This is a genomic window from Pseudomonas sp. DR48 (genome assembly GCF_019823085.1).
GTDB lineage: Bacteria > Pseudomonadota > Gammaproteobacteria > Pseudomonadales > Pseudomonadaceae > Aquipseudomonas.
Map to the genome: position 1 here is coordinate 1051719 of NZ_CP081946.1, position 11583 is coordinate 1063301.

An 11583-nucleotide genomic window follows, 5' to 3' on the forward strand; every position below is an offset into this window, starting at 1 on the left:
CCTACAGCGGGCTGACGAAACGGTTGTCGATCAGGTCGTCATTGCTGACGTTGTAGGGTTTGCCCTGCAATTCGCTGGCGGTTTCGTTGGCCAGTTTGATCAGCGGTTCGCTGTCGCCCGGTTTGCCTGGCGAGCCCAGGAGTTTCTCGCTCATGGCCTGATCGTAGAAGCGCACGCCATGCGCGGCGGCTTCCAGCTCTTTCGGATCGGCGAGGTAACCGCCAACGCCTTTGGCCATGATTTTGTAGGCTTCCTGTGGATGTTCCTGGGTGTATTTCACCGCTTTGTAGAGACCGGCAACCAGTGCCTTGACGTCTTCCGGCTGCTTTTCGATGACCGTGCAGTTGAGTGCAACCACGTCGACAATCACACCCGGCGTGCTGCTGCTGTCGATCAGCACCTTGCCTTGCTGTTTGCTGCGCACCATTGACAGGTGCGGCTCCCACGTCACGGCGGCGGGTACGCGACCGGCGATGAACGCGGTGGCGGCATCGTCTGCCGTCATGTTTTGCACGGTAATGTCACTCATGCTCATGCCGTGCTTTTTCAGCAGGTACGACAGCCAGAACTGCGAGGTCGACCCTTCGTTCACCGCGACGGCTTTGCCTTTGAGTTCCTGCAGACTCTTGACGTCCTTGCCCACCAGAACACCGTCGCCACCATGGCTGTCATCCAGTGCCGCTACCGCCTTGAAGCAGAATTGCGGACGGTATTTGAGCACCTCGTCGATGGTCGACGCCGAGCCCGACAATTCACCCGAGGCTTGGGCGGCCATGTACATCGACGCCTCTTCGACCACGGGCAATTCGACGGTCAATCCGTTTTCCTTGAAGTAGCCCAGGTCCTGAGCCAGGTAGAGCGTGCCGTAGCCGACCCACGTGGTATGGCCGATGGACAAGGTGCCGGCCTGGGCGCTGGTGGCGACCGTCGCGGCGATGGCGGTGACCGCCAGTGGATGAGCGAAACGGGTAAACAAGGACTTGATCATGGAGCACTCCCAAAGCTGTTGATTTAGTTTTGTCATGGGCAGTACGGCCAGGAGCCTTGGGTGAGCTGTCACTGGTGGTCTCTGATGGACCTTCGAGTGGGCAGCGTTCGGCTGACTGGCGAAGTCGATGTTGGACCAAGGCCGGGAATAGGAAAATCAGGAAATATGTCGTTGGGAATGATGAAAAAACTGGGTAGTGCGCACTGCAAATGAGCACTGTTTGCGGGGTGCACGGGGTGGGTGCAAAACAGACAGGAAGGAAGTTATTTGCGCAAATGATCGTTCCCACGCTCTGCGTGGGAATGCCTCCAGTGACGCTCTGCGTCACATCACAGGGACGCGGAGCGTCCCGGGCTGCATTCCCACGCGGGAGCGTGGGAACGATCAGTGGATATTAGAGACGGCCGTATTCCTGCGCTGTTCGATCAACCGCTTTCAGGGTTTTACCGACCAGTTCATCAACCTCTTCACGACTGGCAATCAACGCTGGCGCCATGATCATCCGCCCCAGGGTGGAGCGAATGATCACGCCTTCCTCAAAGCCGATCGTGCGGCAGCGCCAGGCAATATCATTCTCGTTGGCAAAGCGCTTGCGACTGCTCTTGTCCTCGGCCAACTGCAACGCCGCGACCATGCCGACACCCTGGATATCGCCCACTAAAGGGTGATTGCCGAACACCTCGCGCAAGCACTGTTGCAGGTACGGCCCGATGTCATCCTTGACCCGGGTTACCACGCCTTCATCGCGCAAGGCCTTGAGGTTGGCGATGGCCACGGCCGCTGCCACCGGGTGCCCGGAGTAGGTCAACCCGTGGGCGAATACACCGCCCTGCTCCACCAGCACCTGGGCCATTTTCTTCGACAGAATCAGCCCGCCCATGGGGATGTAACCGGAGGTCAAACCCTTGGCAATCGACAGCGTATCCGGCTCAAAACCGAAGTACTCGTGGGCAAACCATTCGCCGGTACGACCGAAGCCGCCGATCACTTCGTCGGCACACAACAGCACGTCGTACTTGCGGCAGATGCGCTGGATTTCCGGCCAGTAACTCTCGGGCGGAAAGATCATCCCGCCCGCTCCCTGGAACGGTTCGGCGATAAACCCGGCGACCTTGTCCGCGCCCAGTTCGAGAATCTTCGCTTCCAGTTGCTGCGCCGCCCGCAGGCCGAATTCGGCCGGGGTCAGGTTGCCCTCATGAGCGAAGAAGTACGGCTCGTCGATGTGTTCAATGTCGGGCAGCATGCCGCCCATTTCGTGCATGAACTTCATGCCCCCGAGCGCCGTCGCCGCCAGGGTCGAGCCGTGGTAGCCGTTCCAGCGTCCGATCATGACTTTCTTCTCGGGCTTGCCGAGAATCGTCCAGTAACGACGCACCGTGCGGATCAGCACCTCGTTGGCTTCGGAGCCGGAGTTGGTGTAGATCGCGTGGCTGTAGTGCCCCGGCAACAGGCTGAACAGCAGCTCCGAGAGCTCGATGACCTGCGGGTGGGTGGTGTGGAAAAACATGTTGTAGTACGGCAATTGCTCAAGCTGTCTGGTCGCAGCCGCAGCCAGGTCCTTGCGCCCATAACCGAGGTTGGTGCACCACAGCCCGGACATGCCATCGAGGTAACGCCGCCCATCGTTGTCCCACAGGTGCAGGCGCTCGCCACGGACCATCACCCGTGGCCCTTCATCGTTGAGCGCTTTTTGATCGACGAATGCGTGGATGTGGTGCGCAGCATCGGCGGCCTGGTAGTCGCGGGTTTCACGTGGTGTGGTCATCGCCAGTTCTCCGTTTTTGTTTTTAGCAACTGTTATGAGCGCAGCTGAAACCAGGTGGTTTTCAACTGGGTGTATTTATCGAATGAATGCAGCGACAGGTCGCGGCCAAAACCGGACTGCTTGCCGCCGCCGAACGGCACGGTCACGTCCAGCGCATCGACGCTGTTGACCGACACGGTGCCCGCGCGCAATTGCCGCGCCACGCGGTGGGCGCGATTGAGATCGTCGGTCCACAGTGAGGCAGCCAGACCGTAAACGCTGTCGTTGGCCAGTTGCAAGGCGTGTGCCTCGTCCTCGAACGCCGTGACGGCCAGCACCGGACCGAACACTTCATCGCGAAACAGCGGCATGTCCGCTGTTACGTTGGTGAAAATCGTGGGCTGAATGAAATTGTCGGAGCCATTGAATATCGACTGCCGACCGCCACACACCCTGGTCGCGCCCTGGCGCTCTGCCTGCTCGATGAACTTCATGATGCGCGCGGTCTGGCGGCTATCGACAATCGCCCCGGCGCTGCTCGAGGGGTCCAGCGGATCACCCGGCTGCCAGCGTTGTGCCTGTGCCTTGAGGCGCTCGACAAACTCATCATGAATCGAACGTTGCACCAGCAACCGCGAATTGGCCGAGCAGACTTCACCCTGATTGAAGAAGATCCCGAACGCGGCTTTCTCGGCGGCAAGGTCCAGGTCCTGGCAATCGGCGAACACCAGATTGGCGCTCTTGCCGCCACACTCCAGCCACACCTGTTTGAGGTTCGACTGCGCGGAATACTGCATGAAATATTTGCCGACTTCGGTGGACCCAGTGAACACCAGGCAATCGACATCCGGGTGCAAACCGAGGGCCTTGCCGGTCTGTTCGCCGAGGCCCGGCAACACGTTCAGCACACCCGCTGGCAGGCCCGCTTCCAGTGCCAGCTCAGCCAGACGCAAGGCGGAAAACGGTGATTGCTCGGCGGGCTTGAGGATCACCGAATTGCCCGCCGCCAGCGCTGGCGCGAGCTTCCACGCCGCCATGTCGAGGGGGAAATTCCATGGCACCACGGCAGCGACCACGCCCAGCGCTTCACGCGTGATGGTCGCCAGCACGTTCTGCGCGCTCGGGGCGATCTGGTCGTAGAGTTTGTCGAGGCTTTCGGCGTACCAGCGAAACACCCCGGCCGCACCCGGCACATCAATGTTGTAGGCATCCATCACCGGTTTGCCCATGTTCAGCGAATCGAGCAGCGCCAGTTCTTCACGGTGAGTCATGATCAGATCAGCCAGACGCAGCAGCACTTGCTTGCGCTCAGCCGGCGAGCGCGCCGACCAGGTGCCAGCCTCGAACACCTGCCGCGCATTGTGCACCGCTAGGTCCACGTCTTCTTCACCACACGCGGTGACGTTGGCCAGGCACTGGCCGGTGGCAGGATTGATCGCCGCGAAGGTCTGCCCCGATAGCGCCGAACGGGATTTGCCGTCGATCACGGCCAGGTCGGGAAACCGCAGTGCAGCGGCCTTGTTTTGCCAGTATGCAAGCTCGAACACGTTCAGATGCTCCATGGGCTTTTCTTGTGAATTGGATGGTCGCTCAGGCCCCTGTCCAGGAAAAATAGTAAAAATGTCTTCGCAGACCATGAAAAAACTGGGCAGCGAATCTCCCCCGTCGCGTGCGATGTGGTTATTGTTCAGGCACAACAACACCGTCGAACGAACGGACGCGGGCGGCTCGCAATTTGCTTGGATGTCGAGATCATCCACCCCGAGGTTTGCCGTGGCTGCCTACAACCTGCGTCAACTGAAATACTTCATCACCACCGTCGAATGCGGCAGCGTCGCCGAGGCGTCGCGCAAGCTGTACATCGCGCAACCGGCCATCTCCACGGCGATCAAAGGCCTGGAAGACAGCTTCGGCGTGCAACTGCTGATCCGCCATCACGCTCAAGGCGTCTCCCTGACTCCCAGCGGCGCACGTTTCTACCGCAAGGCCCAGGAACTGCTGCGCATGGCCAAGGAGTTCGAACAGAACGCCCTGGCCGACAACGATGTGGTGTCCGGGCAAATCGATATCGGCTGTTTCGAAACGGTCGCGCCGCTGTACCTGCCGCAATTGATTGCCGGGTTCTCGGCGTTATATCCGGGGGTGAAAATCCGCATCCGTGACGGCGAGCAGCAAGAGCTGGTGCAAGGCCTGACCTCCGGCACCTTCGACCTGGCAATCCTGTATGAACATGACCTCGACGCCACCATCCAGACCGAACCCCTGATGCCAGCGCAGCGACCGTACGCGTTGCTGCCGGCGGACCATCGCTTCGCCCAGCTCAAGCAAGTGTCGCTGCGTGATTTGTGCCTGGAACCGATGATTCTGCTGGACGTGCAACCGAGCCGGACCTACTTCGTCAGCCTGTTCGAGGAATTGGGCCTGTCGCCGAACATTGCCTTCAGCTCGCCGTCGATTGAAATGGTCCGGGGCATGGTCGGGCAAGGTTTCGGCTTTTCGATCCTGGTCACCCGACCGCATTCGGAATGCACCTATGACGGCCAGAAAGTGGTGTGCGTGGACATCGTCGAAGACGTCACCGGCTCGGGGCTGGTAGCGGCGTGGCTCAAGCGTGGGCAACTGACCAAACCGGCGCAGTTGTTTGCCGACTATTGTCGGGAGCAGCTCACCGCGAAGGCTGAAGCCAGGCTTTGATCGTTCCCACGCTCCGCGTGGGAATGCCGCCGGGGACGCTCCGCGTCCCGCTGTTATCGCAAGGCTTGAGTCCTGCGCAATGGTGACGCGGAGCGTCCCTTGAGGCATTCCCACGCAGAGCGTGGGAACGATCGGAACGATCAGATTCCTCAGCTTTTGCGGGGTTTGATCCGCGCCGTTGCTTCGGCCACCAATGGATCATCCGGCCAGTAGTGCTTCGGATACCGCCCCTTCAAATCCTTCTTCACCTCGGCGTACGTGCTGCGCCAGAAGTTGGCCAAATCCTGGGTCACCTGCACCGGCCGCCGCGCCGGAGACAACAGATGCAGCTTCACCACCTGCCGGCCCCCGGCAATACGCGGGGTTTCGGCCAGGCCGAACAACTCCTGCAAGCGCACCGCCAGAATCGGCGGCTGCTCGCTGTAGTCCAGACGAATCGAGGAGCCCGACGGCACGCTCAGATGATGCGGCGCCAGCTCATCGAGCCGTTGCGGCAATGGCCACGGCAGCAGGTTGTGAACGATGCTCGACAGGTCCAGGTTGGCGAAGTGACTCAACCGCGAGACTTTCCCCAGATACGGCATCAACCAGTGTTCGAGGTTTTTGAGCAACGCGGCGTCGCTGACATCCGGCCACTCACTGTCGCTTTTGTTGCCAAGGTCCAACTGCCGCAACAAGGCCACCCGTGCCTGCCACTGACGCAGCTCCGGGGTCCACGGCAGCAGCTCCAGGCCTTTGCGCCGCACCAGGTTCACCAGCGCTTGGCTGCGGGCGGTTTCATCGAGACCGGTCAAGGGTTCACGGCTGAGGATCAATTCACCGACCTTGCGCTGACGCTCGGCGCGCAACACGCCTTCGCGCTCATCCCAATCCAGTTGATCGACCACGCGCACTTGCTCGGCCAGCACGGAATCGAACAGCGCCGGATCGAAATCCGCCGCCAGATAAATCCGTTCCTCACGCTGGCCCTGACGACTGCCGAGGTCAGCGATCACCAGCCAGGGTTGTTTCATCAAGCTGTCGGCTTCGGCGAACAACGCCGCACGACCGTTGGCCAAGCGATATTCCGCGCCACCGGCACGTCGTTGTTGAGCGACGCGGTCGGGATACGCCAACGCCAGCAGCGCGCCGAGCCAGCGCGGATGATCCGGGTCGCTGACCGGTTCCGATGCTTTGCCGCGCAGATAACCGCGATATTGCCGCGCCAGTTGCCGGGCACGCTGGACGCCACCCTGGGCACCGCGCGCGGCCCGCTCTTCGCCGGACAACAGCGTCAATCGACTGTGCAGATCGGCGCCCGCGCCGCGCAAGATGTCCCGCTCGCCGAGCAAGGCCGCGACATCGCACGCCATGTCTGCCAGGCCGAGCGCCTGCCCGCGCAACAGCAAATGGGCGATGCGCGGATGCGCCGGCAGTTCGGCCATGGCCTGACCGTGACGGGTCAGCGCTTCGCCGTCCAAAGCACCCAGGCGCTCAAGCAGATCCTGAGCCTGTGCATAAGCGGCGGCGGGCGGCACGTCGAGCCACACCAATTGCGTCGGCGTCACGCCCCAACGACCCAACTGCAACGCCAGACCGGCAAGGTCTGCCGAGAGAATTTCGGCACTGGCATACGCCGCCAGTTGCTCGTGCTGATCCTGCGACCACAAGCGATAACACACGCCCGGCTCCAGGCGTCCGGCCCGACCCGCGCGCTGCGTAGCGCTGGCCTTGGAAATCCGTTGGGTGTCGAGGCGAGTCATGCCGCTGCCCGGATCGAATCGCGGCACCCGCGCAAGCCCCGCGTCGATCACCACGCGCACGCCGTCAATGGTCAGACTGGTCTCGGCGATGTTGGTCGCCAGCACCACTTTGCGTTTGCCGGCAGGCGCCGGATCGATGGCGGCGCGCTGTGCGGCGAGGTCCAGTTCACCGTGCAACGGGCAGAGCAGAACCTGCGGATTGTCGCCCAGCGCATCGGCCAATTGCTGATGAACACGACGGATTTCCGCCTGCCCCGGCAGGAATACCAACACACTGCCGGTTTCATCGTTCAACGCTTCGAGGATGGTCTGCACCAGCCGCGGCTCGATGAATTCGCCAGGCTGAAACGGCCGCCCCCAGCGCATCGCTACCGGGTACATGCGACCTTCACTGCGCAGGATCGGCGCGTCGTCCAGCAACCCGGCCAGGCGTTCGCCTTCGAGCGTTGCCGACATCAAGAGGATTTTCAGCGGCTGGTCGTCACGAAACAGCTCCCGGCCATTCAGGCTCAGGGCCAACGCCAGGTCGGCATCGAGACTGCGTTCATGGAATTCATCGAAGATCAGCAGGCCCACGCCCTCCAGCGCCGGGTCGTCCTGCAAGCGTCGGGTAAGGATGCCTTCGGTGACCACCTCGATACGGGTCCTGGGCCCGACTTTGCTGTCCAGCCGAATTCGGTAGCCGACGGTTTCACCGACCTTCTCACCCAACTCACTGGCCAGACGCTCCGCCGCCGCACGCGCGGCCAAACGACGCGGTTCAAGCATCAGAATGGTCTGCCCGGCCAGCCAGCTCTCGTTGAGCAAGGCCAGCGGAACACGGGTAGTTTTACCGGCACCGGGCGGTGCTTCGAGCACAGCTTCATGGCGTGTCGCCAAGGCTTCACGCAGTGCGGGTAAAACTTCATCAATCGGCAAAGAAATCATGCTGGCTCCAAAACAGAGCGGCGAGTATAACGGCGAACTGCCCGGCGTTAATCACGGTCCTATTCATATAGACGCCCCTTCGTTTTCCAAATGACTCAGGAGATTTAATATGCGTGTTCCCTTTCGCTTGATTGGCGGTGTATTGGTCGCGACCTTGTTGACCCAAGTGACCGCTTGCGGATCGATTTTCTACCCTGACCGTCGTGGGCAGATCGACGGCAAGATCGACCCGGCGATCGCGGCGCTCGATGCCGTGGGCCTGCTGTTCTACATCATCCCGGGCCTGATCGCGTTTGCAGTGGACTTCGCCACCGGCGCGATTTATTTCGAGCCAGGCCACACCGCTCAGGTGGCTCCGGAAAAACTCAAGGAAGCCATCGGCGCCGACGGCAAAGTCGATAACCACAAGTTGCAGACTATTCTGGAAACTGAACTGGGCCGCAGCTTCCCGCTGGATGACCCACGCCTGATCCAGCACAAGGGCAGCGCCCAGCAACTGGCCCTGTTCGGCCTGCAACCCGCCGCGTAATTCGAGCATTCAAAGGAACCGCCGCACTTATGATTTCCAGCTCCGAACACGCCCGCCTGTTGCGGCTGGCGACTCGTGCCTCAGTGGCGGTCGCTTGTACGCTGATCGTCGCCAAAGCCATCGCCTGGTGGATGAGCGGTTCGGTGAGCATGCTTGCCGGGTTGACCGATTCGACACTCGACGGCGTCACCTCTTTGCTCAACCTGCTGGCGGTGCATTACGCCTTGCGTCCCGCCGACGATGACCACCGTTACGGGCACGGCAAGGCCGAGTCCCTGGCCGGCATGGCTCAGGCGCTGTTCATTGGTGGCAGTGCAGTGTTGATTGCCTTGCAGGCAATCGATCGGTTGAAACACCCGGAGCCGGTGGGCGCGCCGTGGATCAGCATCGGGGTGATCTTGTTCTCCCTGGCGCTGACCCTGGCGTTGCTGATACTTCAACATCGGGTCGTCAAAGCCACCGGTTCCAATGCCGTGCGCGCCGACTCACTGCACTACCGCTCGGACATGATGCTCAATGGCAGCATTCTGGTCGCGCTGATTCTGGCCGGGTTTGGCTGGCATCAGGTCGACCCGTGGTTCGGGATGGCAATCGCCGCGTACATTTTCTGGAGCGCCATCCAGATCGCCAAGGAAAGTTTTACGGTGCTGATGGATGAAGAATTGCCGCCCGATGTCAGCCAACACATGCTCGAGCTTGCCTGCAGCGTACCGGGGGTATTGGGCGCGCACGACTTGCGCACGCGGATTTCCGGCAATCAGTGGTTCGTGCAGTTGCATCTGGAATTGCCGGGAGACCTGACGCTGTCAGTCGCCCACGGGATCAGCGATCAGGCGGCGGACGCGATTCACGCCGCTTACCCGCGAGCCGAAGTGCTGGTGCACGCCGACCCGCAGGAAGTGGTGATGGCCGCCAGGGCTCAGTAGGAAACCTGATAACCGCGACTGCTCAGGCAGTTGCCTTGGGCCTGGCGGTAGGCTTGCACCACCGACGGGTCTGGCTGGTAAGTGGCCGTGCGCGGATTGAAACCACTCTGCTGCACCGCGTATTGATAACACTCGTAACCGTCCTGATTGACCTGCTCCGGCGACTGGCCGTTGGCCGGATACGCCACGACGTCATAGCCATTGCTGGCCGGTTGCGGTTGCGGTGGCTGCTGCACCGGTGGCTCGACCACGACGTAATCCTGCGTGCTTTCCTGATAGGCGTAATACGAACCGGCGGCCAGGAATAACAACGCACCGCCAATCCACACTTCACGGGCGTAATCGGGCAAGTAGCCGACCCGAATTCCGCGAGGCGGTTGGACCACGACGTAACGCGGGCCTTGCGGGCGATACCAATAGCCGCCGGAATAGAAGTAATCACGGCCGCCATAAGGCACGCGGTATTCACGGTCCGGGAAGCGATCGATCACCTGGCCGGGACGATACTGCGGGCCTGCACCCCATCCATTACCATGTCCGTCCGGACGACCGGCCCAGTGATGATCATCGGGACGTGTGCCGTTGTTCTGCCAATGCGGGTTGTTATCGTAGCGCCGCGGAATGTCCTCATAGTAACCACGCTGTGGCTGCTGGGTCTGGCGCACGGTGTCAGGTCGCCCCTGGATCGGCAGGTCATTGGCCGGCAACTGAGGCGGTGGTGGCGCCGATCGAACAGGGTTGTTGTAGTTGGGCTGTTGACGGTTCTGCCATTGGCCGTTGTTTTGGTTCTGCCCGTTGTGCTCGAACTGGCGGCTGTTGTCGCCACGAATGATGTCGTTGTTCTGCGGGCGCGGCTGATTTTGCTGCGGCTGATTTTGCGGACGCGGCTGATTCTCGCCGCCATGACCCCTATTGTTGCCCTCATGGCCATCCGATCCACGTTGCCCGCCTTCGGGGCCACGGTTCTGCTGATCATCGGCCAGCGATTGCGCAGTGACACTGATACACAGCAAACCAACACCGGCCAAACGCCAGATGCGCGACTTCATGCTTTTCCTCACTGCGGGTTAGGGCCTGTACGTAAGACTGGAAAAGCACAGGCCGGTTCTGCAACAGGTTATCAGTCGCGAAACTTATTTATTGAGCGCCATCGTCAAATTCAGGGCAAAAGAAAAGGGAGACCCGTCGGCCTCCCTTTAGAGAACTTCGTCCGTGCTCGACGCTTGTGGCGCCGGCTCACCTCACGCCGTCTTCTGGACAGTGTGTAGCTCGGGGGCCGACACATCCCCTGTGGGGGTGGCGACCGCGACTGGCCTGATTGGGCGAGCCGCTGTGGACTGTTTGTCCGAGCAGTGATTCTGGTGATAAGAATAGGCCGGAGGCGCCGGCAGAGGATTGCGAAGATTGCTCAAATAAACATCACTTGCGCAATTTTTAACCCTGGATAGATAATCTGCCGCAATAGTTATGACAAAGGCCTGATTGATGAGCAAACTCGACCGATACGACTTGAGTATTTTGGCGGAATTGCAGCGTGACGCGCGCATCTCCAACCAGGAACTGGCCGAACGCATCGGCCTGTCGCCTTCGCCGTGCTCGCGCCGGGTCAAGCAGCTGGAAGACGATGGCTACATCTCCCGCCAAGTCGCCTTGCTGGACCGCAAAATGCTCGGCCTGAGCCTGACGGCTTATGTGCTGATCGGCATGGACCGCCATACGCCGGAGCGATTCGAGAACTTCGAAGCGGCGATTCGTACATTACCGCAGGTGCTGGAATGCAGCCTGGTGACCGGGATGGATGCGGATTATCAGCTCAAGGTGGTGGTGCCCGACATGGATCACTATCAGAAACTGCTGCTGGGACATCTGACCCGGATTGAAGGGGTGACGAGCGTGCGGTCGAGTTTTGTGTTGAACCAGGTGCTTAACAGCACTGAGTTGCCGTTGACTCATCTGCGAAGCTAAGTACGCCATCGCGGGCAAGCCCGCTCCCACAGGGGATCTCCTGAACACCCAAGATCTTCTGTGGGAGC

9 protein-coding genes are annotated in these 11583 nt (G+C 60.9%); 4 read left to right on the plus strand and 5 right to left on the minus strand.

Features of this window, described 5'->3' with window-relative positions; all coding sequences use genetic code 11:
- Position 1: 1 nt before the first annotated feature.
- The 3 genes from K5K95_RS04825 to K5K95_RS04835 all read right to left on the minus strand — a co-directional run bounded on the left by K5K95_RS04825 (position 2) and on the right by K5K95_RS04835 (position 4279).
- Complete coding sequence (locus K5K95_RS04825) at positions 2-988, minus strand: ABC transporter substrate-binding protein (protein ID WP_222588580.1); 987 nt, start codon at positions 986-988, stop codon at positions 2-4.
- 394 nt (positions 989-1382) lie between these two features.
- Positions 1383-2753, minus strand: a complete 1371-nt coding sequence (locus tag K5K95_RS04830; protein ID WP_222588581.1) for an aspartate aminotransferase family protein — start codon at positions 2751-2753, stop codon at positions 1383-1385.
- A gap of 32 nt (positions 2754-2785) precedes the next feature.
- The gene (locus tag K5K95_RS04835; protein ID WP_222590295.1) at positions 2786-4279 is read right to left on the minus strand and encodes an aldehyde dehydrogenase; all 1494 of its coding nucleotides are present in this window, start codon (positions 4277-4279) and stop codon (positions 2786-2788) included.
- 226 nt (positions 4280-4505) lie between these two features.
- On the opposite strand from K5K95_RS04835, the gene K5K95_RS04840 reads away from it, so the two are divergent.
- A complete protein-coding gene (locus K5K95_RS04840) occupies positions 4506-5426 on the plus strand; it encodes a LysR substrate-binding domain-containing protein (protein WP_222590296.1) in 921 nt (306 codons plus the stop codon).
- 149 nt (positions 5427-5575) lie between these two features.
- Here the strand turns inward: K5K95_RS04840 and hrpB are convergent, their stop codons facing one another.
- Positions 5576-8095 carry an ATP-dependent helicase HrpB gene (hrpB, locus tag K5K95_RS04845; RefSeq protein WP_222588582.1) on the minus strand — a complete coding sequence of 840 codons (2520 nt, stop codon included), beginning with the start codon at positions 8093-8095 and terminating at the stop codon, positions 5576-5578.
- Positions 8096-8204: 109 nt separating this feature from the next.
- On the opposite strand from hrpB, the gene K5K95_RS04850 reads away from it, so the two are divergent.
- Positions 8205-8624 (plus strand): polyribonucleotide nucleotidyltransferase, encoded by a 420-nt coding sequence (locus K5K95_RS04850; protein WP_208671324.1) that lies wholly within the window; start codon positions 8205-8207, stop codon positions 8622-8624.
- A 29-nt stretch (positions 8625-8653) separates the two neighbouring features.
- Positions 8654-9550 (plus strand): cation diffusion facilitator family transporter, encoded by an 897-nt coding sequence (locus tag K5K95_RS04855; RefSeq protein ID WP_222588583.1) that lies wholly within the window; start codon positions 8654-8656, stop codon positions 9548-9550.
- Here K5K95_RS04855 and K5K95_RS04860 read toward each other — a convergent pair.
- Positions 9544-10599 (minus strand): DUF6515 family protein, encoded by a 1056-nt coding sequence (locus K5K95_RS04860; RefSeq protein ID WP_222588584.1) that lies wholly within the window; start codon positions 10597-10599, stop codon positions 9544-9546. The two genes, K5K95_RS04855 and K5K95_RS04860, sit on opposite strands and share 7 nt — an antisense overlap.
- Before the next feature lie 436 nt (positions 10600-11035).
- Between K5K95_RS04860 and K5K95_RS04865 the strand changes: the two genes are divergently transcribed.
- Positions 11036-11515, plus strand: a complete 480-nt coding sequence (locus tag K5K95_RS04865; RefSeq protein WP_007937367.1) for an Lrp/AsnC family transcriptional regulator — start codon at positions 11036-11038, stop codon at positions 11513-11515.
- The last annotated feature ends 68 nt before the right edge of the window (positions 11516-11583 follow it).